The 22,755-nt window shown below is 39.4% G+C and carries 19 protein-coding genes, 2 pseudogenes and 2 riboswitches; of the genes and pseudogenes, 6 read left to right on the top strand and 15 right to left on the bottom strand.

The window, feature by feature from the left end:
* Both pdhA and LEUCM_RS06755 read right to left on the bottom strand, forming a co-directional pair.
* Positions 1-1,110 (bottom strand): pyruvate dehydrogenase (acetyl-transferring) E1 component subunit alpha, encoded by a 1,110-nt coding sequence (pdhA, locus tag LEUCM_RS06760; protein WP_016265227.1) that lies wholly within the window; start codon positions 1,108-1,110, stop codon positions 1-3.
* Between the two features lie 323 nt (positions 1,111-1,433).
* Positions 1,434-2,117 (bottom strand): hypothetical protein, encoded by a 684-nt coding sequence (locus LEUCM_RS06755; protein ID WP_025015724.1) that lies wholly within the window; start codon positions 2,115-2,117, stop codon positions 1,434-1,436.
* Between the two features lie 226 nt (positions 2,118-2,343).
* Positions 2,344-2,509, bottom strand: a riboswitch (M-box (ykoK) riboswitch).
* 112 nt (positions 2,510-2,621) lie between these two features.
* Between LEUCM_RS06755 and def the strand changes: the two genes are divergently transcribed.
* Positions 2,622-3,179, top strand: coding sequence for a peptide deformylase (gene def, locus LEUCM_RS06750; protein WP_011374787.1), 558 nt, complete (start codon positions 2,622-2,624; stop codon positions 3,177-3,179).
* Positions 3,180-3,227: 48 nt separating this feature from the next.
* Here the strand turns inward: def and LEUCM_RS06745 are convergent, their stop codons facing one another.
* Genes LEUCM_RS06745 through LEUCM_RS06735 form a run of 3 tightly spaced genes read right to left on the bottom strand, consistent with a single transcriptional unit; the run spans position 3,228 to position 7,230 of the window.
* Entirely contained in the window at positions 3,228-4,991 is a 1,764-nt protein-coding gene (locus tag LEUCM_RS06745; RefSeq protein WP_016265229.1) for an ABC transporter ATP-binding protein, read from the bottom strand.
* Positions 4,978-6,717, bottom strand: coding sequence for an ABC transporter ATP-binding protein (locus LEUCM_RS06740; protein ID WP_016265230.1), 1,740 nt, complete (start codon positions 6,715-6,717; stop codon positions 4,978-4,980). The genes LEUCM_RS06745 and LEUCM_RS06740 overlap by 14 nt, the downstream gene beginning before the upstream one ends.
* Positions 6,718-6,744: 27 nt before the next feature.
* On the bottom strand, positions 6,745-7,230 hold the full coding sequence (locus tag LEUCM_RS06735; protein ID WP_016265231.1) for a hypothetical protein: 486 nt from the start codon (positions 7,228-7,230) through the stop codon (positions 6,745-6,747).
* Positions 7,231-7,426: 196 nt separating this feature from the next.
* Here LEUCM_RS06735 and LEUCM_RS06730 point away from each other — a divergent pair, with 196 nt between their 5' ends.
* The 3 genes from LEUCM_RS06730 (at position 7,427) to LEUCM_RS06720 (ending at position 10,430) form a co-directional block, all read left to right on the top strand.
* Positions 7,427-7,639, top strand: coding sequence for a DNA-directed RNA polymerase subunit epsilon (locus tag LEUCM_RS06730; protein ID WP_011374791.1), 213 nt, complete (start codon positions 7,427-7,429; stop codon positions 7,637-7,639).
* A 4-nt stretch (positions 7,640-7,643) separates the two neighbouring features.
* Complete coding sequence (gene rnjA / locus LEUCM_RS06725; RefSeq protein ID WP_025015723.1) at positions 7,644-9,332, top strand: ribonuclease J1; 1,689 nt, start codon at positions 7,644-7,646, stop codon at positions 9,330-9,332.
* A gap of 132 nt (positions 9,333-9,464) precedes the next feature.
* On the top strand, positions 9,465-10,430 hold the full coding sequence (locus LEUCM_RS06720) for a diacylglycerol/lipid kinase family protein (RefSeq protein WP_016265233.1): 966 nt from the start codon (positions 9,465-9,467) through the stop codon (positions 10,428-10,430).
* A 49-nt stretch (positions 10,431-10,479) separates the two neighbouring features.
* On the opposite strand, the gene thiW is transcribed toward LEUCM_RS06720, so the two are convergent.
* From thiW to folB, 8 genes and pseudogenes are all read right to left on the bottom strand, one after another.
* Positions 10,480-10,986 (bottom strand): energy coupling factor transporter S component ThiW, encoded by a 507-nt coding sequence (gene thiW / locus LEUCM_RS06715; RefSeq protein WP_025015722.1) that lies wholly within the window; start codon positions 10,984-10,986, stop codon positions 10,480-10,482.
* Positions 10,976-11,662, bottom strand: a complete 687-nt coding sequence (gene tenA, locus LEUCM_RS06710; RefSeq protein WP_016265235.1) for a thiaminase II — start codon at positions 11,660-11,662, stop codon at positions 10,976-10,978. The genes thiW and tenA overlap by 11 nt, the downstream gene beginning before the upstream one ends.
* Positions 11,663-11,753: 91 nt before the next feature.
* Positions 11,754-11,843, bottom strand: a riboswitch (TPP riboswitch).
* 76 nt (positions 11,844-11,919) lie between these two features.
* Entirely contained in the window at positions 11,920-12,369 is a 450-nt protein-coding gene (locus LEUCM_RS06705; protein ID WP_016265236.1) for a GNAT family N-acetyltransferase, read from the bottom strand.
* A gap of 129 nt (positions 12,370-12,498) precedes the next feature.
* On the bottom strand, positions 12,499-12,996 hold the full coding sequence (locus tag LEUCM_RS06700; RefSeq protein WP_016265237.1) for an NUDIX hydrolase: 498 nt from the start codon (positions 12,994-12,996) through the stop codon (positions 12,499-12,501).
* A complete protein-coding gene (folP, locus tag LEUCM_RS06695; protein WP_025015720.1) occupies positions 12,993-14,078 on the bottom strand; it encodes a dihydropteroate synthase in 1,086 nt (361 codons plus the stop codon). The genes LEUCM_RS06700 and folP overlap by 4 nt, the downstream gene beginning before the upstream one ends.
* Before the next feature lie 10 nt (positions 14,079-14,088).
* Positions 14,089-15,396, bottom strand: coding sequence for a bifunctional folylpolyglutamate synthase/dihydrofolate synthase (locus tag LEUCM_RS06690; protein ID WP_056936418.1), 1,308 nt, complete (start codon positions 15,394-15,396; stop codon positions 14,089-14,091).
* 11 nt (positions 15,397-15,407) lie between these two features.
* Positions 15,408-16,437, bottom strand: a pseudogene (gene folE / locus LEUCM_RS09935) (GTP cyclohydrolase I FolE).
* Between the two features lie 38 nt (positions 16,438-16,475).
* Positions 16,476-16,826, bottom strand: coding sequence for a dihydroneopterin aldolase (folB, locus tag LEUCM_RS06675; RefSeq protein ID WP_016265242.1), 351 nt, complete (start codon positions 16,824-16,826; stop codon positions 16,476-16,478).
* Between the two features lie 348 nt (positions 16,827-17,174).
* Here folB and LEUCM_RS06670 point away from each other — a divergent pair, with 348 nt between their 5' ends.
* Positions 17,175-17,603, top strand: a complete 429-nt coding sequence (locus LEUCM_RS06670) for a GNAT family N-acetyltransferase (RefSeq protein ID WP_016265243.1) — start codon at positions 17,175-17,177, stop codon at positions 17,601-17,603.
* A gap of 55 nt (positions 17,604-17,658) precedes the next feature.
* On the opposite strand, the gene LEUCM_RS06665 is transcribed toward LEUCM_RS06670, so the two are convergent.
* Positions 17,659-17,946 (bottom strand): hypothetical protein, encoded by a 288-nt coding sequence (locus tag LEUCM_RS06665; protein ID WP_016265244.1) that lies wholly within the window; start codon positions 17,944-17,946, stop codon positions 17,659-17,661.
* A 51-nt stretch (positions 17,947-17,997) separates the two neighbouring features.
* Positions 17,998-19,067 (bottom strand): IS3-like element IS1163 family transposase gene (locus LEUCM_RS06660; protein ID WP_112234043.1). Its coding sequence is split into 2 segments (ribosomal slippage): positions 17,998-18,839 and positions 18,839-19,067, totalling 1,071 coding nucleotides; the frame shifts between segments, so codons are not numbered across the junction.
* Between the two features lie 103 nt (positions 19,068-19,170).
* Here LEUCM_RS06660 and LEUCM_RS06650 point away from each other — a divergent pair.
* A pseudogene (locus LEUCM_RS06650) lies at positions 19,171-22,089 on the top strand (YobI family P-loop NTPase); the annotation flags it as partial.
* Positions 22,090-22,755: the final 666 nt, after the last annotated feature.

The raw sequence follows: 22,755 nt of genomic DNA, 5'->3' as shown, positions 1-22,755 counted from the left end.
TTAATTCGACTCCTTTGCACTGTATTCTGCGATTTGTTCTTGAATGTTTTGTGGTTGTTCTTCAAACGTTACTTTTAAGAAGTCAGTTACCTTTTGTTTAGGAATAGCATCTGCTTCGTTGATTGCTTCTTTAATAGATGCTTTAACTTGATCAATCAATTCATTTTCTTGTTCTTCTGACCAGAGACCCTTATCCGTTAAGAAACGACGCATTCTAACTAATGGATCACGTTTTAACCAAATATCATCTGTTTCTTTTGTCCGGTAACGTGTAGGGTCATCCCCGGAAAGTGTATGTGGCCCATAACGGTAAGTTAAGGTTTCAATTAAAACAGGCCCATTACCAGCGGTTGTGAAATCTCTAGCTTCTTTCATTACTTCATAAACAGCTAGTGGATCCATCCCATCAACTTGGATGGCAGGAATCCCAGCAGCAACACCCTTTTGGGCTAATGTTACTGCGGCTGTTTGTTTTTCACGAGGAACTGAAATGGCAAAACCGTTATTTTGAACAACGAAGATTGCAGGGGCTTTAAAAGCACCAGCAAAGTTAATGCCTTCATAGAAATCACCCTGTGAAGTACCGCCATCACCCGTATAAACATAAACGGCATTCTTGGATTGACGTTTCTTCATCCCGACAGCGACACCCATTGCTTGAATGTATTGTGCCCCGATAATAATTTGTGGTGGCATTGCTTTGAGTGATTCTGGATACTTGTTACCTTCAATATGACCACGTGACCATAAGAAAGCTTGTGATAGAGGTAAGCCATGTTGCACCAATTGTGGTACATCACGATAACCAGGGAATAAGAAATCATCCTTGTTCATCGCAAAATTGCTTGCTAATTGACTCGCTTCTTGTCCGGCAGTTGGTGCGTAAAAACCTAAACGGCCTTGACGATTTAAGGCAGTTGCACGTTGATCTAGCACACGTGACCAAACCATCTGTTTCATCAATTCAACAAGTTGTTCATCACTTAGATCTGGCATGATATCAGGATTTACAACTTGGCCAGTTTCATCTAGAATCTGAACTGTTTTAAAATCTTGGCTTTCATCGCCGAGTAGTTTATCAAAATTAACTGCAGCTTTATTATTGGCCATAATATTCATTCTCCTCTTCACTAAACTGTTTTAATGTTTGCTTATATCTGTATCAATTAAGCTTCTTCACAAATATAATTTAGCATTTTACAGCACTAAATGCAAGCGTTTTACATAACTAATCATCAAACACCTTGCGCTTATCGTTTTATGTATATGTGAATTTAGTCACCAACTGATTAGTATCTGCTAAAATCTTTCTCTGTTATATAATATATTTAAATTCTGTTATATAATAACAACCGGATCAATGCACAAAAAAAGCGCTAGTACAAACCATTGTCTGTACTAAACGCTTGTTAATTGTATTTTGTTGGGGTACCTCATGCCAAGACCGGTTGAGGGATCTCAGCGTTCCCAGCATGTACTAGGAAGCGTTGAACATCCGTCCAAACTGGCTCAACTCTTAGATGAGTCATGAGGCGATGAAGATTAACTAATAGGCGCATCCGTAATTGACCGATACTTACGAAAACAAGTAGGTTCTTGAATTGCCCTGATTTTGTAACGCGCATCATCATAACGGCAGTACAAACTGCTAAGCCGATTGTCACACCAGCAAAAGCAAATTCATTAACTGCAAGGACCGCAAGGAATGACACAAGTGCTGCCACTGCCATAAGGAAAGCATTCCCTAGGCGAACCTTAACGACATCATCCTTAGGTGATAGTGTTTCGTTCAACACGACACCTCTCGTACCTGTTTTAACAACTGTACCGGCTTTGATGACCGCCATTTCTTTATCGATTGTTGCTACGGCAACTGGTGTTTTTTCTGCAGCATCTAATACTAAAATATCGCCTGCTACAATTTGATCAACACCAATTTCGCGTAGGAAACCGTCGCGTACAACACTTGCCATCCGATTTGAATCGGCAACTAGTGATGCCCGCTTTGCAGCTTCAATCGTTGTTAACCCGCTTGGACGAGTTGCCAACAAACGCATTAACATCCCGCTGCTTGTGATTGCGTTTAACGTTGTTTCTTGCTTTAAATTCTTGTGCATCGCGTTCGACACTCCTTCCCTTTTGAGGAAGTCGTCGTAACACTGCTAGCCTAAAGCTGCTGGCAGTAAAAAGACAGACCACCTCGGATGATCACTATCGCTACTACTTAACGGACCTTCAGCTGTTTGCAACATTTTACTCACCAGACTTTCTAATTAGTTTTAGAGGTCGCACTTAGTTGTACAAAAAAAGGCGCACAACAATTGAGCGTCATCCACAACATCATGGCGTTCCCAATCGTTCAGTTTTAGCACTATATGACGTAGAAACCATGTTCAGCTACGTTAGAAAAAGCCTTCATTGGCAGTTTCTGTTGACTCAATTGGCATCTCTCGATGTTTCTGAGTAGCAGCGTATGTTCATATAGGAGCCTCACCTAACGGAAAAGCGATATCTCTATATACTCATTCTACTGGTTATCGATAAGTGGGTCAACCCATTTGTTCCGTTTTTTTAATTCTGTGCTAGAATAATCTATGATGAATTAATCGGAGGTCTTAACTGTGATATTAATGAAAGATATTATCCGCGAGGGTAATCCTACACTTAGAGAAATTGCACAACCTGTTTCATTCCCACTATCTGACGAAGATCGGCAACTTGCCGCTGACATGATGACATTCTTGGAAAATAGCCAAGATCCAGAAATTGCTGCGAAATATCAATTACGCGCTGGTGTTGGCTTAGCCGCACCTCAAGTAGATGTTTCAAAACAGATGTCAGCTGTTTTAGTCCCTGGCCCTGAAGGCGAAGCACCAATCTTAAAAGACGTGATTATTAATCCTAAGATTATTAGCCACTCTGTTCAAGACGCTGCTTTAGCTGAAGGCGAAGGTTGCCTATCAGTCGATCGCGAAGTCCCCGGTTATGTGCCCCGGCACGACAGAATTACATTACGTTATCAAGACGTTGAAGGTGTTAGTCATAAGATTCGTCTTAAAAACTACCCCGCAATTGTTTGCCAACACGAAATCGATCATTTAAACGGTATTCTTTTCTTTGACCACATCAACAAAGAAAATCCATTTGCCGCACCAGACGATATGATTATTCTTGAATAATGAACGAACGAAAAAGGGTTAAGCCAAATTTTGGCTTAACCCTTTTTATTATGCATTTAATTTTGTTTCTGCAAATTGACTGTTATAAAGCTTAGCGTAAACACCATTAGCAGCTAATAAGTCGTCATGTGTTCCCTTTTCAACAATTTGACCGTGATCCATTACTAAAATTAAGTTAGCATCCCGAATTGTTGATAAGCGATGGGCAATCACAAAACTGGTTCGACCCTGCATCACTTTTTCCATCGCCTTTTGCAATAAGCTTTCTAAGCGCGTATCGACCGAACTGGTTGCTTCATCTAAAATCAAAATTTTAGGGTTAGCAATGACCGCCCGGGCAATTGTTAGGAGTTGCTTTTGCCCTAACGACACGTTATCCGCTTCTTCATCAATTGCCATCTGATAACCATTTGGCAACGTATGGATGAAGTGATCAACATTGGCCGTTTTGGCAGCATCCACGACTTCATATTCGGTAGCATCTAGCTTCCCAAAGCGAATATTTTCCGTAATCGTTGTGTGATACAACCAAGCATCCTGAAGAACCATCCCAAAGAGTGAGCGAACTGTTTGTTTACTCAACTGGCGTGTATCGACGCCATCAATTAGGATTTGACCAGAACTAACATCGTAAAAACGCATCAATAAATTAATCATGGTCGTCTTCCCAGCACCGGTTGGCCCAACAATCGCAATTTTATCACCCGGATTGGCGGTGAAACTTAGATCCCGAATCAATGGTTTGGCTGGATCATAGCTAAAGCTGACATCTTTAAATTCAACTTTTCCCTGAACGTCAGCCGGTAATTCAGCTGTTTCTTGATCAGTGGGTTCAATAGGTTCATCCAAGATTTCAAAAACCCGTTGTGTCGCAGCGGCAGCCGCTTGCATGACACCAGATAACTGCGTAATTTGCGAAATTGGTTGATTAATCTGCCAAATATATTGAATAAAGGCCTGTAAATTACCAACCGTAATGACCCCGTGCAAGACATAGTAACCACCCAAGGTTGCCATCCCAGCATAGGTTAGATTAGTGGTTAGACCCACTAACGGCATCATGATTCCTGAAATAAAGGCCGCTTTGAAGCCAAATTCAGTCAATCGATCGGTAATCGCTGCAAATTCATCAACCGCTCTGTCTTCTTGACCATACAACTTCAAGACACTGAAGCCACCGTAGTTTTCCTGAACATAACCATTCATTTCACCCAAGGTATTTTGTTGCCCCTGGAAGTAAACCTGTGACTTTTTGATGATTGCTTTGGAAATCAAAAGTGAGGCCGGAATCATAATTAAAGATAGTAAAGCCATCCATAAATTAATCGTCAACATCATGATAACCGCCATAATGATTCCCAAAATTGAGGTCACAACTTGAATTAAACTCTGTTGCAAGGCATTCGTGATTGCATCGACATCATTGGTAACTCGCGACAAGATATTACCTTGTTGTTGTGAATCAAAGAAACGGACTGGCAAAGCGTTCATCTGTAGATTGATATCCCGCCGTAAATCACGCATTGCGTGTTGCACTGCACGCGTCATTAAAAACGATCCCAAAAACATCATTGTTTGATAAAGTAACGCAAAGCTGAGAATCATCGCGATGACTTTAGTAATGTAACTAAAGTTAACGGCGACGTGTTGCGCTAAGTTTTGACTAATTTCAGTCACTGCTAGTCCCATGATAAATGGCCACAACGCATTCGCTAAAACGGAAATCACCGTTGCGGTAATTGCTGACCAGAACGTTATTTTATAAGGCCCAATATAGCGCATCAGGCGTTTGAGCACCTTAATATTCTTCATTGAGCTCCTCCTTTGACAACTGTGAGGCGGCAATGGCCCGGTAAACCTCATTTGTTTTAAGTAATTCTTTGTGGGTACCGATGCCCACAACTTGTCCTTCATTTAAGACGACAATCCGATCTGCATTCATAATCGTCCCCACACGTTGGGCGACAATTAAGACGGTTGCCTCTTTCGTAATCGATTTTAAAGCGCCTCGTAATGCTGCGTCTGTTTGGTAATCCAAGGCTGAAAAGCTATCGTCAAAGACGTAGATGTCTGGGCGACGAACAATTGCTCTGGCAATCGCTAGTCGTTGCTTTTGACCACCTGATAAGTTGTTACCACCTTCAGCCAAATAAGTTTGGAGACCGTCTGGTTTTTCCGCCACGAATGTTTTGGATTGAGCAATCGTTAAAGCATCCCATAACTCAGCATCCGTCGCTTCCGGATTACCATAGCGCAAGTTATCCGCAATCGTGCCGGTAAAGAGGACCGCCTTTTGGGGAATAAAACCAATTTTTTGGCGTAATGCTTTCAATTGGTAATCACGAACATCGTAACCATCAATCATCACTTGCCCCCGCGTCACATCGAAAAAGCGTGGAATCAACTGAATTAAGGTTGATTTACCACTCCCTGTACTACCGATGAAGGCGACAGTTTCACCAGGATGGGCTTTAAAACTGACATCCCGAATGACCGGACTTTCTGTCGGACCAGGATAAGCAAACGACACATTTTCAAAAGCCAATTCGCCTTGGGTAGTCGTAGTTTGAATCCCCTGATCATCATCCGTAATATCTACGGGTGAATTAAGGACTTTTTCAATCCGTTCAGCTGAAACAGCCGCTCTAGGGTACATCATGAAGACACTCGCAAAGAGCATGAATGAAAATAGTACATGGAAAATGTATTCAATAAAGGCGATTAACGTCCCCACTGCTAAGTGACCGGTATTAATTTGAACCGCCCCTTGCCAAATGATTAACACGAACACAATATTGAAGATAAATGAAAAGCCAGGTTGTGCGAGGGCTACTAATGTAAAGAGTTTGATTGAACTCTGACTGTAGGCTTCATTAACTTTTCTAAAACGCATACTCTGGAATTTTTCACGCACAAATGCGCGAATAACCCGAATCCCAGTTAAATTTTCACGTAAGTTTAAATTGATTGCATCTAAGTTTTTTTGTTGTTCTGCAGACATTGGTTCGGATAACCAACCAATGATAACCACCCCAACTAATAAAATCGGAATGGCTGCAAAAACAATCCATGATAATGACAGACTCGTCCGCACAATCATGAACGCACTGGCAACGATCATCATCGGGGTCATAAAACCCGTTCGTAACACTTGCACCATGAATTGCGTCACTTGAAACGCATCGTTGGTCGTCCGAGTAATTAAGGAAGACACGCCAAACTCACCATATTCATGATGTGAAAATTGCATCGTTTTTTTAAAGATATCGTTCCGGATATCACGCGTTAAATTAGTGGTTAAGCGACTCCCCGTGTAGGCTAAGCCGATCAAACCCACTAGGCCAATCAGGGAAATGACGACCATTAAAGTCCCATATTGCCAAACCGGCCCGACCGTATGGCGGTTGATACCTTTATCGATAATTTGTCCTAATAATGTTGGTAATCCCAGTTCAATTAAAATAAACCCAAATACGCAGATAAAATTCCAAAATAACAGTTTTTTATAGCGAATGGTATAGCGCCACATTAATTTCATAGGTGCTAACTCCTTCTTGTTTCAAATTTAGTCCATTACTCGTGCCATATCCTTGACGTATTCAATCGTTTCTCGATTGACAATAAATGCCACGTCAAAATGGTAATCCTGATCCAATAACCAAGCGTCTGTAATGACTAACGCTGGGTATTTAGGATTAACGGAGGCAATTCGTCGTTCGTCGGCAACCTCATTTAAGGTCTGTTCTAACGTTTCCGTAATTGGCTTCAACGACATATCCGTTCGTAAAACGTTTACGCGATACTCAAACAACATCACATTCCCACCCCAAACTTCTGTCGGTGAATTAGCAATTAACGTTGCTTGTTGTGTATAAAATTGCGGTTGTGCAGTCAATAGCCTTTGATAAGCAATATTGACAATCTCGTCTACCGTTTCTTGACTACTACTTTGTAAAATCCGCATGGCTCTTTGCCGACGAATCCGGTGAATAAACCAAGCCAGACCGCCCGCCAATCCAATTAAGACTAGTAGTAATAACCAAATTAACATGGCAACCCCCTCTTTCTAATTGTAACGGTTGTCATAATTATAGCCGAATTAGACTAAACTCGCTATTACGAGGCCGTTGCCCAATGTATACTTTAATTAAAAGATATGCTAAAATATTCTTAAATGTTGAGTAATCAACCTCTGGACGGTTAAACTTTCGTTTAAAAATAAGATGAATATCAAAGGAGTTTTACAATTGATTTATAAAGTACTTTTCCAAGCAGACAAAACACAAAGTCCTCTACGCGAGGCAACTAAATCACTCTATCTTGAAGCTAACAGTGCCGTTGAAGCACGTCAACTTGTTGAAGACAATACACCCTACAATATTGAATTTGTACAAGAACTTACTGGTGAACATTTAGCTTACGAACAAGAATCAGAAGACTTCAAATTAACGGAGTTCTAAGTAAATGAAACTCAATATAAAAAACAATGAAACAGCCGTTTTTGCCGTAGGGGGTCTTGGCGAAATTGGTAAGAACATGTACGGTGTTCAATTCCAAGATGAAATTATCGTTATTGACGCCGGCATCAAGTTTCCAGAAGATGAATTATTAGGCATTGACTATGTCATTTCCGATTATCAATATCTTCAAAAGAATCAACAAAAAATCAAAGCCCTTGTCATCACCCATGGTCATGAAGATCATATTGGTGGGTTGCCTTTCTTCTTACAACAAGTGCCAAACGTCCCTGTTTATGCAGGTCCTTTAGCCCTTGCTTTAATTCGTGGCAAGTTGGAAGAACACGGTCTTTTGCGGTCTACTGAACTACATGAAATAAACGAAGATACCGTCCTTAAATTCCGCAAAACAAGTGTTGATTTCTTCCGAACAACCCATTCAATTCCTGATACATTAGGGGTTGCGATTCATACACCTCAAGGGGTTGTTGTTGAAACTGGTGATTTTAAGTTTGACTTAACACCTGTTGGTAATCAACCTTCTCCTAATCTTCAAAAGATGGCACGTCTCGGCGAAGAAGGCGTCCTCTGCCTAATGTCTGATAGTACCAACGCTGAAGTACCTAACTTCACGAAATCAGAACGTTTTGTTGGCAATTCAATCCGCCACATTGTAGAACGGATTGAAGGCCGGATTATCTTCGCAACTTTCGCTTCTAATATTTCACGGGTCTCACAAGCAACAGATGCAGCGATTGCTAATGGTCGTAAGATTGCGGTCTTCGGTCATAGTATGGAAGCTGCCGTTGTTAATGGTCGTGAATTAGGTTATTTAAATATTCCTGATGAAGCACTTGTTGATGCAAGTCAACTTAACTCATTACCTGCTGATAAAGTGATGATTATCTGTACCGGTTCTCAAGGTGAACCAATGGCTGCTTTAAGCCGGATTGCTAATGGTACTCACCGTCAGATTTCAATCCAACCTGGCGATACAGTTGTTTTCTCAAGTAATCCAATTCCTGGGAATACAACGAGTGTTAACCACGTTATCAATAAGCTTTCTGAAGCAGGCGCTGAAGTTATCCATGGTAAAGTCAACAACATTCATACTTCTGGTCATGGTGGCCAAGAAGAACAAAAATTGATGTTACGTTTGATGAAACCTAAGTTCTTCATGCCTTGTCATGGTGAATACCGGATGCAAAAGATTCATACCGAACTCGCCCAACAATGTGGCGTTGAACCGGACAATTGTTTCATCCTTGAAAATGGTGATGTCTTAGCCTTAACTGCTGACTCAGCACATGTTGCTGGCCATTTCAGTGCCGACGACGTTTATGTTGATGGTAACGGGATTGGTGATATCGGTAATGTTGTCCTTCGCGATCGTAAAATGCTTTCTGAAGAAGGCTTGGTCGTGGTTGTCGCAACCATTAACTTCGGTGAGAAAAATATTCTTGCCGGTCCTGATATTCTTTCACGGGGCTTTGTCTATATGCGTGAATCTGGTGAATTGATCAGCGAAGCCCAACGACGGGTTTTCAGAATGATCGTCAACACGTTCAATGCTAACGACAAGGTCACTGAAAGCCAAGTCCGAGAAGCAATTATTGATGGCCTTCAAGATTTCCTATTTGAAAAGACGGAACGCCATCCAATGATTTTACCAATGATCATTCAAAGTAACGAATAAAACCTTTAAGGGCGGGACAAACTAACGTTTGTCCCGCCCTTTTTTAGATTCTTATCAAAAATTTAGGTAGTAAAACTTGTCATTTCCCGCTATAATATACACCGAATATCTTTTCTGAAAGGGGGAATCCGAATGGCTGATACGCCTCATTTTTATATTATTTTAAACCAAGTTGCTGGTACTGGCCGAGCTCAGAAGATTTGGCCGCAGATTGAAACCGTCCTCAAGCAACGCGGCATTTCATACGAACTACAAATTTCTAGCTATCCCGGCCATACCACTCGGATTGCCTACCAATTTGCTCGCTTTAAACGAACCAATCAAGTTTTACTAATTATCGGTGGTGATGGTACTTTAAACCAAGCAATTAACGGTGTTCAGAACGCCGGCAAAACCGACATTCCCATCGCTTATTTACCTTGTGGTTCCGGCAATGACTTCGCCCGCGGAATTGGCTTAAATAGTGATCCACTACAAGCCCTTGAACAGATTCTTGCAACTAGCGCCCCCGTCAATATCGATTTGGGTGTTTATCATGATGCCCTTAAGGACGAGACCGGTTATTTCGTCAACAATGTCGGTATTGGTTTTGACGCTTCCGTCGTCAGCATCACCAATAACTCTAAAAGCAAACGTTTTTTAAATAAGTTTCATATTGGCTCCCTGTCTTACGTCTTCTCACTAATCCAAGCCTTTACGTCACAAGATGCTTTCCAAGTTACCGTCAAGGCTAATGGCACTGTTAAAAATTTCAGCCGAGGTTTTCTAGTCACAACGACGAATCATCCTTACTTTGGCGGTGGTGTTCCCATTATGCCTTCTGCACGCGTCGATGATCAAAAACTGGACCTTGTGGTGATAGAGAAGTTGAACGTTTTCTTTTTCTGCTACCTATTTATTATGATGTTAATGGGTAAGCACACTCGCTACAAAGCTGTTCATCATTTTAGAGCCGACGATCTTGTTGTTCGAACCCAAACGTTAGAATTCGGCCAGGTCGATGGCGAAGAAATGGGTAGTCGCGCATTTGACATGCACTTTAACGTCACTTCTCAACCCTTCTGGCTAACAACAGACCAAACTGAACAATTCAAATAAACCGCTACAATCTAAAAAAGAGCAACGCATTTAGCGTTGCTCTTTTTTATTATTTGTAAAAATCAGCTTGAACTCGTTTAAAAATCGTTGTTTCCTTTAATTTAAACAAGAATAACCAAGCGATTAGGCTGCCCGAAATGGCACCGCCAAAAAAGCGTGGTGTGTAAACGAACCAAAATAAACCGTTAGCACTACCCGTAAACCAAATCATGATTGGATAAGAAAGTAATGAGCCAATTAAACCCGTTCCTAGAATTTCACCCGCAATTGCCCAACCAATATGACCACCATACCGATAACCAAGACCAGCTAATAAAGCACCAAAAAGAGCCCCCGTTAAGGCTAAAGGCGGAATCCCCAGTAACATCATTCTTAAAATAGCAGTCACCAACGCCATTACGATTGCATAAACCGGGCCCATTAACACCGCCGCAGTAACGTTCAGAACACTCGACATCGGCGCCATCCCCTCAATACGAAATAATGGCGACAAGATGACATCTAGTGCAATCATCATCGCAAGGATGGTTAATCGCTTCGTTCGGCTATTGTTCATCGTATTCGTCCCCACGCAACCATTGTTCCTTGCGATAAGCCATCTCCCAGAAGTGGTATTCCAATTGGCTGCTACGAACAAACGCCTGCACCATTTTAACCTGATCATCAGCTGAACTCGATGCATACAAGCGATTTAAAACAATACCCGTCATTTGAATTTCATCCTGCAGTTCAGCCTTCGTATAGGTTTCAATCCAGCGTTGATAGTATGGATTGGGTGAAGCTGGCTGTTGACTTAAAGCCATTCCGATATCACTGTATAACCAAGCACAAGGGTATAGGCCAGCCGCCGCGATTGCGGGATTATCCGCAAATAATTGTCGATACATATGAGCAATATAGTGATCAGTTGTCGGCGCAACGGGTGTTTCTTGAACCTCATCAGCCGTTATTTTTAAGGCTTCAAAAAATTGTTCCCGAACGATCATTTCACCATCTTTCAAACCAGTTGCACTTAGTGTCATCAACGCTTTTAATTCTTGATCTTGACATCGATCGGAGACGATTTGATGTAATTTTCTGAAATAACGAAGATAATAATGATCTTGAATCAAATAATACCGGAATATTTCTTCTGGCAACGTCCCCGCTTGCAGTTGAACGATAAACGGATGACGTAAACTACCTTCCCAATATGGTGCGACTTTCTCTTGAACAATACTTGTAAATGACATGTTGCCCCTCCTATTAATTCACCTCTGGGGCCGCTTTACAAGCACTCAAAATACCCGCCAATTAAGAATTGACGGGTAGCACGTTTAATAAACAAACGACACGACATTTCCCTGCGCTAGTACTAACTATATCAGGTTCAATGGGTATAATCTCAGCTCTTAGGCACCCCAGATGCGTTATTCAATTGTGGCTTTATTATAGCATGGATGTAAGCGGTTGTTCATTAGAATTATCATAGAAAACTAAAAACTATTGATTACCTATTTTTCTCCATAACGAAGTTGGTCAATAAAACACCTTGCCGTGCTACTTGTTGTTCTCGAATCACTTGATAGCCCCGACTTTCAAAGAACGGTCTGGCCGTAATCGAAGCATGTGTGACAACTCGGCATGCAACAGCTTGCTCGAGCTGATGACAGATAGCAGTCGCAACGCCTCTTCTTTGATAATCGGCATGGACAAATAACCGATCGAGATAGCCAGCTTGATCAATATCTCCAAAACCAATCAGGTTATCATTTTCAAGTGCGACAACACTGAAATGTGATTGCAGCGATTGATCCCACTGCTTTAAATCAGGCTCACCAGTGGCCCATACAGCCAACTGCGCTTTCGTATAATCGCCAGCATTCACTGTATGCACTGTCTTATAAAACAGTTCTGCCACTGCTTGACAATCCGCCTGCTGATAGCGTCTAATCTCCAATTATTCAGCCCCTCTTTAATCTTTTTCTTCTTCATGTCTAATTGTAATCGCCATTTGTTTCTCCTAGTAATAATTCCTTTAATTTTTAAAAAATATCTGGCTTATCGGTAAAGATAAGCCCTCACCTTATTAAAGTTTAAAATAGGGTTGGAATTCCGCCGGTGCTTTATCTTGTGAAAACCAATGATTGGGTAGCTCGGCTGGTGCGCTTACCTGCTCTTTTGCAGTGATTAAGTAACGGCAATCAATGTGCATATGGGCTGCTTGCTTTTTCAATGGATTGTCCGGGATCTTGATCAAATTGGCATCCACCAATTGTGCTTGCTCCCCGACTAGCCCAGTTTCCTCCAATAACTCGCGTAGTGCCGTTTGAACTGGCATTTCAGACGGTTCAACATGGCCCGCCGGTAACAACCATTGATGCAGGTATGGATGCCGAACCATCAATAGCTGATTATTTTTAAATACGAGGGCACTAGCGGATAAATGATATTGATCGTTGACCGCCCGATAAAGGGGCCGTTTTTGTTGGGCCATCAATTCACTAATCATCTGATATTTTTGTCGGTCATTAAACGCTGCTGATTGCTCAGCTAGCCGCTGAATTTGCGTTAACAAATCGTTCATGAGCGGACCGCCATTAATAGATCTGCTTGCTGATAACCTTTGAATAAATTGATCATTTTATGCGTTGCCAAAACATCGTGCACGCGCAGAATACGGGCCCCCTGCTCAACCATCAATTGTTCCAATAACAGCGTTGAGGTTAAGCGTTCTGCCATCGGATAATCAAATTTGCTTTCCATAAAGCTTTTCCGAGAAATCCCCGCCATAATTGGCGCACGATACTTCATTGTTGGTTGAACGCTATTGAGTTTAAACAGATCCAGAGACGCTGTATTTTTAGCGTGTGAAAAACCAACCCCAGGATCCAAAGCGATTTGTTGGCGCGTTAAACCGGCCGCTTCCAAACTTGCTAACGTCTCTTGGTAAAATTGATCGAGCGTTTCAAAAACGTCATTTTGATAATGGCGGCCATTATACATCGTGACCACTGCGGGTCGATGGTTGGCGACGACCTCGAGCTTAGCCGCGTTATCGAAACCATCGATATCATTCAGAATTGGCACGCCGCTTGCGACTGCCCGTTGCATAACATCCGCATTATTGGTATCAACTGCCAACACCGCGCTGGGCCATTCCTGTTGCACTGCCGCAATCACGGGTGCAATCCGTTGCCATTCTTCATCAGGCGTAATTTCTTGATAACCTGGGCGCGTCGATTTGCCACCGACTTCAATCACCACTGCACCATTGGCCAAATCAGCTTCGATTTTCGTCATAATCTGACCCAGCGCTTGACTCGGTTGACCATCATAAAAAGAATCTGGTGTACAGTTAATAATCGCGTAGACAATCGGATCAACCGTTAAATCGAACTTGAAACCAGGGCCGGTCCATAAAATTTGCTTGGCGTGCCAAATTTGTGTTAACTGCGCATTTGGCTGACCAAAATATTGCGACCAATTTTGCTGTAACGCCGCTAGTTGAAAAAGACTAAACTGACCAAGCCATTGTTGGTCCAATTGTTGAATTAAACAATGATTGGCTAAACAAAGTCGCTGTAATTTTTCGATTTCAACTGCATCCCCACTAAATTTCAAAAGGATGGCGTTCAATTGACTGGGTTGTGCTTCGCTAATTTGCATATGATCCTCCCTAGCTCAAAAAGTGTTGCCGAACTGTCTTTAATAAATAAAATGACCCTACAACTAAGATGACTTGCGGTTTATTCCCCGTTGCAGGTTGACTAGCCGCCTTTAAAGCCGCTTCAATTGCTGGATATTCAGGTGCTGTTTGGCCTGTTATCTGCGTGTATAGCGCCCCTAATTCAGCAACTGGTAATTGTCGGTCATCTTGATTGATGGGGGTCGTTAAAATAAACCGCGCTGGTAGTTGCGTTAAAAGCTGCAAGCATTCAGCAACCGCCTTATCTTTTAAAAAGCCAGTTACAATCGTTAAATCGTAACCACCATAGCGTTCTTGGACACTCCGGACAAACTGCCGAATGCCATCCGGATTATGGGCACCATCAATCACGACTAGCGGTTCCGTTGCCAGGCGCTCAAAGCGGCCTGGTAAGCGGACCTGCCCCAAAGCACGTTGTAAGACGATTTCGTCTACCGCGTGCCCTTGATCACGACAAAACTGCCGATACCACGTCAATACCGTTAGCAGGTTCTCTAATTGATAGGTCCCCGCCAATGCCAAAGAAACCGTTAATGGTTCACGCTCTGGTAATTTAACCGTCACTTCTTGGCCAGCACTGGTTGGATGACTTGTCACGAACCAATCACGAGGGGCAATCTGAAGCAGTGCTGATTGCCGCTTAGCTTCAGCCTCTAAAACGTGCAAAGCCGTTTTCGTTTGTTCGGGAGCCACAATAACCGGTGTCTGTGGCCGGATAATTTTGGATTTAGTCGTAGCGATTGCTTCAATCGTATCGCCCAATAGCGCCATATGATCGAGACTGATCTTCGTAAATAGCGTGTAGGCCAATCGATCAACCGCATTGGTTGCATCTAACTCGCCACCCAAGCCACATTCCCACAGGACATAATCGACTTGTTGCTGCTTAAAATAGACCAACGCCACCAATACTAATGTTTCAAAGTACGATAAGTCCGTCGTCGGATCAAAGCCAAGTTTTTTTAAAACGGTTTGGACCGTCGCCAATAATCGCTCAAACTGCGCTTTTGAAATCAACTGCCGGTTAATCTGAATACTTTCCTCGACTGCCATGATGTGCGGACTCGTAAATAACCCCACGGAGTAGCCGGATGCTTGCAGAATTGCCGCAATCATCGCACTCGTTGAGCCCTTGCCATTCGTTCCGCACACATGAATAATCGAAAAAGCATGATCTGGCTGCCCCATCGCTTTTAAAATCTGGCGCAAGAGCGTCACCCGCTCGTCTTCACCATATAACATCCCTGGTAATTGTGTGACCATTTCCTCATCTTGCATACTAAAATCCCCTATTTCAATAGTTGTAGAAATTCGCTGCGTAATTGGCGGTCGGTTTTAAAATTGCCGCTGTAAAAAGTCGTATGGGTCTGACTATTGGCCTTCTTAATGCCGCGCATCTCAACACACATATGGCGCGCCGTCACTTGAACCGCAACCCCGTGTGGCTTTAATATTTGATTTAAAATTTGTCCGATATCACGCGTTAAATTCTCCTGAACACTCAATCTTTTTGAAACGAAATCCACTAACCGGGGAATTTTACTCAAGCCGATAATCTGCCCATTGGCTGGCAAATAGGCCACACTGACCTGACCAAAAAAGGGCAACATGTGGTGCTCACACATTGAATAAAACGGAATGTCCTGCATCATCACCATCTGATCATCGTCGGTCTCTTCAGTTTCGAACAACTTATAGTCTTTAAAGATGGTTTCTCCTTGATACGCCAAAACTTCTCCGTACATTTTAGCGACTCGTTGTGGGGTTTCTAACACGCCAGCACGCTCAGGATCATCGCCAACTTGCTTTAAAATATCACGCACATCTTTTTCAATTTGCTGATTTGCTTGTTCTATCATCGTTTACCTCTTCTAATCGTTTAATCGTCTGGGTTTGATCCTGCTTCAAGACATCAATCTGGATTTCAATCGCAGCTTTTTGATAAAAGTCGGCCCCACAGATTTCTAGGATTGGCACTAGCACAAATAGTCGCTTGAAAGCTTCTGGATGGGGAATCACTAACGTATCACTTTGTAAGACCAGCTCATTAAAGAAAATAATATCTAGGTCCAACGTCCGCGGTCCCCAGTGAATTGTTCGTTCACGCCGACACGCCCGCTCAATTTGATGTAAGACAACCAACAACTGATCCGGCGTATAATCGGTACTGATTTTTAAAGCGCCGTTGATAAAATCGGCCTGTTCAACTGGACCCACCGGCGCGGTTTGGTAAAAGGCTGACCGGCGTTCAATTTGAATTTTCGAATCGACTGTCAAAAGGGCTAGCGCCTGGTTAATATTCGCCTTTAAATCACCCATATTACTGCCGTAACTAATATAAACTTGATTGCTCAAACTCAACCCTCCATCTCGATTTCGACATGGTCAAAAATACCTTCAATTGGCACCGCAATCTTGCGCACCTTAACCGCAACTAAGCCAATCCGATCAGGATCAAGGGCGTGAATTGCCTGGATAATCTCATGAGCGATTGTTTCGACCAAATTAGCGCGTGATTTGGCGATTAATTGGGCAATCACTTCATAAAAATCAGCATAACTGACCGTATCCGTTAATTCGTCTCCTTGATAAGGCGTCATAATTGCCACCTTTAAATCAATTTCAATACGCTGACCTAGATCCTTCTCAGCTTGAAAAACACCAATATGCGAATGAAACTGCATATTATTAATTTTAATATGATACATCAGACCGCCTCCTAATAACCGTTCATTTGCTAATATTTTATCACAAATATACGTAATTCGTTCGGATATCGACGCTAAATATTTAAATTATCTAAATTCAGTTCACAATTTTCATCATTTTATCACAATTCGTAAAGTTGATATTATTAAATAAAACCGCATAAAATGATGTCGATCTCTCATCATTATATATCAGCGCATTTCCCCAATAAAAAAATACTGCCTAACCGAAAGGGTTAAACAGCATTCATATCTTTAAAAATGACTAAAAAGGACATTATTAATCACTTAATTGACTTCGAGAACCATTTAATTTAATCTATTAATAAACTGAAAGTAGGTCATAAAATGTTATCGAATCAATTAGCAACCACCTCAGACTATGCGCTAGTCCTCGATATTTGGGAACAGTCCGTTTTAGCGACGCATAATTTCTTACAACCTGAAGACGTAACCTTTTATAAAACACAAATCCCCCAATTCCTGGATCAAACGGTTCTCAGAATCTGGTCACTAGATAACCAACCTATTGGTTTTAGTGGTACCAACGGTCAAGAATTAGAGATGCTATTTCTCGACCCTCATTACATTGGTGGCGGGTATGGCCATCAAATCTTAGACTGGCTAATCAATAATCAACGGATTAATAAAATTGATGTAAACGAACAAAATCAACGTGCCAAAGCGTTCTACTTAAAGCACGGTTTTACAGTTGTATCACGGAGTCAGCGAGATGGCTTTGATAAACCATATCCGATTTTACATTTGACAAGATAAATAGCTTTCTACAAAAGAAGCCACACTATCCATTAGATAGCGTGGCTTCTTTTAATTAGACCGTTCTACATTGCAGTGCCACGTTCTGACCACCAACCATTAAACAGCCGCAACCGACCATTTCTGCCAGCTGGGCGTCCAATTGAACCATCACATCATGAATTGTTCTTAGATCCGCACGTGGTTCGTGACGACAAATAAACAACGGTAAATCGTTACGCGTGTAATAATAACTCATCTGTCCCACAATACCAACGCCTACTTTAGACAACATGACGTTCCCAGTCTCATTTAACGTTAAAGAATACTGATCATTAATCCGTGCTGGTTCAAATTGTTTCATTCAACTCGCTCCTGACATTTGCTCCTATGTCAATAAATGGCACATCTTTTTCTAAACACTCGTTCTAATTCTGTCGGAATTAAACCAACTGATGTAATTTGAGGTTCGGATTACCAAGTCCTCAAAATTGGAAAAAGTTGTTTGAAAGGCAAACTCTCTCTTCAACAATGAGTGAAAAGCTTCAATTGGCCCATTATCATAAGGATAACCTTGTTTTGAGTATGAGTGGCTAATCTGATGCCGTTCAAGTAAAGTTTCAACTTCGTTGCTGGTGTACTGTGAACCCATGTCAGAGTGAAAATATTGTGGCTTTTGATGATATTCAAGCGCCTGATTAATCGTTTCTACAACTAACGTCGCCTCCATCTGACGACCAATCTTGAAAGCAAGAACTTGATGAACCTTTGGTTCGTAAATAGAACTGAGATAAACCCAGGTTCCTGGACGTAATTCCAAATAAGTAATGTCAGCACGCCATATCCTTGCATTGGGCTGGTGCTTGATTAAATTGGGGCGTTGTGAATGATCCACATGAGTGCCAGGTTTTTTAAATCGCCGATTCATTAAAGAGTGAATCTCCATTTCCCTCATTAATCGTAAAATTCGTTTTGACCCAACACAGATGCCTGACTTGCGAAGCACCATCGTTATTCGTGGATAACCATAGGCACGATAATTATTTTCCCAAATCAATTTAATTTTTTCTTTGAGTTGATTATCAACACGTTCGTGTTGACTAGGTTGATATCTTTTCCAATGGTAATAGGTGCTGCGCGGTAATTTCAGTGCCGAAAGAATAATTGATAAGCGGTGTCGCAATAACTGATCTTCTATGAAGACAAGGCAATTAATTCGTCCTAATGCTTTCCCAGTAACACCGCCGCAGCTTTTAAAATTTCGAGTTCCTCCTTTAATCGCTGATTTTCCTTTTGAAGTTGTTTGAATTCTTTGGACGTTACTTCAGTACCGTCTTCTAGCTCAACTGATTTAGCGCCTTTAACCCAGTTATGAATTGCGGCTGGAGAAACACCGTATTCCTCGGAAAGCGAGCGAATAGATCTTTTCTCTTCACGATGCATCTTCACAATGCTGGCTTTAAAATCATCTTGATATCGTTTCATTGGAATGCTCCTATCTTGTTTTATTAATTATGGCACAACTGTTCAGAAATTTATGTACCAAATACTAGGGTAGGAGCAATTAGCTGTTAATAAGAAAAAGAATCAGATTAAGTTTATTTATCTAATTAAGGATGATGCATTTACTTCAAAAGATAGAACTAAGTTATTTGATTTTATAATTCCAATAATTCCAGTTATAGATTCGTCAAACTCTTTTGAACAATTCATACAGACTTTTAAAGATGCTGGAATATCTAACGATTTTGATATTAAGGTTTTAAGAAAACTGTCTCTTTATATCGATGATATGAGACTACTAAAAAATATCAGTAATGAATATTTAATTTATAAGGATAGGCTTTCAGAAATTACTTTGGATAATAATAAATTACTCGCTACAATTATTTATAAAAATTTATTTCCAAAAGACTTTTCTAAATTTCAATTAGGGATTGGGTTTATTAATGAAATATTTTCAAAAAAGAGTAGTTTAATTCAAGATATAATAGAAAAGATAGAAAAGCAAATTAGTAACCTAGAAAAGCAATTAGAAGATTCTGAGATTGAGACATTAAATTCGGTCAATGAGTTAGATGCTTTATTTTTAAAGAATCCTACAGACGGATTCTATACAGTTAATGAAAAAAAAGAATCAGACTTTGAAAATCGGTCAGATTTCATTGCAGCAATTAAGAATAATAGTTTTGACGTTAAACAAGCAACATATACATCCGGATACTACTCGTCAGAGCTCAAAACTACACTATCGGCTAAGAATATTTCAGGGATATTTGAAGAATTAAAAGATAAAAAGGAATATCTTGTTAAGTTAAATAATCTGAATAATAAGGAAAGCACCAAAAGAACAAATCTAATTAATAAAAAAGAAGAACTAAAATTAAGAATGGAGAAAGTATATAGTGAATCCATGTCTGATGTATTGCTTTCTTCAGAGATTGATCTTAACGACTTTATCAATAAACTTGAATGCGATGAAAATCTTATTAAAAGTCCATATTTTGATTTGATTATATTTATCGTTAGAGAAGGGTTAATTGATGAAAATTATACAGATTATTTAACGTATTTTTATGAAAATAACTTAAATATTGAGGACAAAGAATTTTTAAGAGGAATCTATGATAGAAGACCGAAGGAATGGACTTATAGTCTAACTAATTTTGACAGAATAACGACTGAATTATCAGTTGAAGAATTAATTAGATTTAAAGTATTGAATTTAGACTTATCTATATTTTATATTGAAAATATGGATAAATATGACTCCGAGGTTACAGCGATATTTAATGTTATTAGAAATAGTGAATCTAGTGTATATATACTAGATATCTATGAACGATTTAAAGAGGAAAAGAAACTTTTGAACTTCTTCGGAATATTGGAGTCTAAGTGGAATTTAGTTCTTAAAGATTTAATTTCATTAAATTTAGAAAAAAGATTAAAAATAGAGGAATTTATTTATATTGCTATATTCTATTTTTCTGATTCGAGTGTTAAGGATAATGATTCAACAATTAAGATTAAAGATTTTATTGAGCAATCTAGTGATTTTGAAGAATATTTAAAAGTAAGTGATATACCTTCAGAGGACTATTTAAAAAGGTTAAGTAAATTAAATATAAAATTCATGGAAATAAATGCAACAAAAATTCAAACGAAAAAAATAGTAGAACTAAATATGTTTCACCTTTCAGAAAATAATCTGAAAAATGCTTTTATGGTTTATGAACTGGATATTAACAAAAGATTTTATTCTGATAATATATCTCTATTATTATCAGAAGAAATTCTTAAGGTAAACATATATGAAAATCAATTAAATGAATACATTAATCTATATTTAAGTTTATCTAACGAATTATTACGTGAAACTCCAGAAATAATAGTGGAATTAATGAATAATCCTAGTTTATCTAGTGAAAATAGCAGTGGTGTTATTGATCGATTAGAATTACCTAAAAAAATAAATGAGATTAACTCTGTAAAAGATTTGTCACAGAGAAAAATGCTATTTGACTCAGGAAATATCTTAGTTAGCGAAGAGAATATTATTGAATATTTTCTTCTTAGTGAAAATCAAGTGAATGATAGTCTTGTTGATAAAATAAATACGAATAATATTGAATTAAATTTTCAAACGATTAAAGGTAGATATGCCGAAGAAATATTATCAAGTCTCTACGATAACCTGGTTATTAAGAATAGTATAGATACGCATAAATATATATCGATTTTGAAATCTTTTGAATTAGTATATAAGGATGGATTTAATAAAGAAGGTATCCAGATAGAGAAAATAAAAGAACTAATTCTAGCCGGAATAATAGAAGTTACTATGCCAAATATTGTAGCTATTATGAAAAAATATGAGGAGGTCGTATACGCGTTTGTAAAACGTGATATGAATACTTTTATAGATGTTTTTGGTCAAGAGGATTGTTACAATCAATCGGTATTAATTAAATTAATAGCAAATGAAAACCTAACTGAAAAAGAAAAGAAAGGGTTAATTGATACTTCAAAGGAAAATATATCAATTTTAAATAGTAGCTATCCTAAGGATATTAAGGCTTATATAGTTCAGCATAAGTTCAAAGAAAGTGATTTACCTGAGTTAATAAGTTCATACGCTAACGTAAATACGAAATTACAACAGGCTATATATGATAGAGCTTTAGAGAATATAAATATAATCATTGAAAATGAGTATGTAGTAGATAAGGCATTATTGGTACGACTATTATTAGATGAGCAAACTGAAAATAAGAAGTTGTTATTTGCTGTCAATGTTGAAATGATGACTTTTAATGAACTGTTAGTTTTCATTAAAAAGTTAGACTTTCCTATTGAGTTTATTAATGTACTCAAGGGGAAAAGACCTAAATTTGAAGTTAATAAAATAAACAAACTAATTTTAGATACGTATTTAGATAGAAATTATATTAATAGAATCCATGAAGAAGATGGAGAATATAGAGTTTATGGGAAGAGAATTTTATAGTTGCTTAGTAAAGTAAATTTATATAAATAATATGTGAAGATTCTTTTTAACTATTACAATAGTGAATGGATATTTCTATATAGTTTTATTTTTCTTCTGAATATAAAATTTTCTTAAAATATCCTTTTCATTTTATGATACAAGTGTAAAGCTAAAATTATAAGTTAAGTGAACACTTTGACGCATTTTTTTGTTCGTTTAGTCAATTTTGTTAATCTATCGTCTATTTATTCTTAGATTTAATTAAATGACTTTCAAAATAAGTTGAATGCAAAGAATAGAAATCGATTTTCTTGTATTACACCAGCACATCATTGGCTACCGAGAATGCAATATGTGTCGATGAGGTTTCAAATTGCATTGTTTCGTTAATGAGGTCTTCTAGAACAGTCATATTTTTGGCGACGACCTCAACGGGTAACTGTATTGGCCGTCAATGCGATAACATTTTAAGACCATCTTTTGTTCTGTGCAGAATTCGCAGAATGATTTACGGCTACTCATCTGCAAGTACGATCTTAATTTAAGTAATTTAAAAAGCCTAAATATAATAGAATGAACCTCACGCGTTAGTTTTTTTCTTATTTACTTTACCTAAGGCTAGTGACCTAAAACTTTTAAAATATAGCCATCAAAAAAAGCCCTCAAATGAGGGCTTTTTTCATG

It is taken from the genome of Latilactobacillus sakei subsp. sakei DSM 20017 = JCM 1157, assembly GCF_002370355.1.
GTDB classification, from domain to species: Bacteria; Bacillota; Bacilli; order Lactobacillales; family Lactobacillaceae; genus Latilactobacillus; species Latilactobacillus sakei.
The sequence above is the reverse complement of the archived record's forward strand: the minus strand, read 5'-3'. Positions and strand labels throughout refer to the sequence as shown.

What these genes read in the sequence shown, in the direction of transcription:
- pdhA (WP_016265227.1), bottom strand. Translation starts at nt 1,110, where the DNA reads ATGGCCAATAATAAAGCTGCAGTTAATTTTGATAAACTACTCGGCGAT.
- LEUCM_RS06755 (WP_025015724.1), bottom strand. Translation starts at nt 2,117, where the DNA reads ATGCACAAGAATTTAAAGCAAGAAACAACGTTAAACGCAATCACAAGC.
- LEUCM_RS06745 (WP_016265229.1), bottom strand. Translation starts at nt 4,991, where the DNA reads ATGAAGAATATTAAGGTGCTCAAACGCCTGATGCGCTATATTGGGCCT.
- LEUCM_RS06740 (WP_016265230.1), bottom strand. Translation starts at nt 6,717, where the DNA reads ATGAAATTAATGTGGCGCTATACCATTCGCTATAAAAAACTGTTATTT.
- LEUCM_RS06735 (WP_016265231.1), bottom strand. Translation starts at nt 7,230, where the DNA reads ATGTTAATTTGGTTATTACTACTAGTCTTAATTGGATTGGCGGGCGGT.
- rnjA (WP_025015723.1), top strand. Translation starts at nt 7,644, where the DNA reads ATGAAACTCAATATAAAAAACAATGAAACAGCCGTTTTTGCCGTAGGG.
- LEUCM_RS06720 (WP_016265233.1), top strand. Translation starts at nt 9,465, where the DNA reads ATGGCTGATACGCCTCATTTTTATATTATTTTAAACCAAGTTGCTGGT.
- thiW (WP_025015722.1), bottom strand. Translation starts at nt 10,986, where the DNA reads ATGAACAATAGCCGAACGAAGCGATTAACCATCCTTGCGATGATGATT.
- tenA (WP_016265235.1), bottom strand. Translation starts at nt 11,662, where the DNA reads ATGTCATTTACAAGTATTGTTCAAGAGAAAGTCGCACCATATTGGGAA.
- LEUCM_RS06700 (WP_016265237.1), bottom strand. Translation starts at nt 12,996, where the DNA reads ATGAACGATTTGTTAACGCAAATTCAGCGGCTAGCTGAGCAATCAGCA.
- folP (WP_025015720.1), bottom strand. Translation starts at nt 14,078, where the DNA reads ATGCAAATTAGCGAAGCACAACCCAGTCAATTGAACGCCATCCTTTTG.
- LEUCM_RS06690 (WP_056936418.1), bottom strand. Translation starts at nt 15,396, where the DNA reads ATGCAAGATGAGGAAATGGTCACACAATTACCAGGGATGTTATATGGT.
- folB (WP_016265242.1), bottom strand. Translation starts at nt 16,826, where the DNA reads ATGTATCATATTAAAATTAATAATATGCAGTTTCATTCGCATATTGGT.
- LEUCM_RS06670 (WP_016265243.1), top strand. Translation starts at nt 17,175, where the DNA reads ATGTTATCGAATCAATTAGCAACCACCTCAGACTATGCGCTAGTCCTC.
- LEUCM_RS06665 (WP_016265244.1), bottom strand. Translation starts at nt 17,946, where the DNA reads ATGAAACAATTTGAACCAGCACGGATTAATGATCAGTATTCTTTAACG.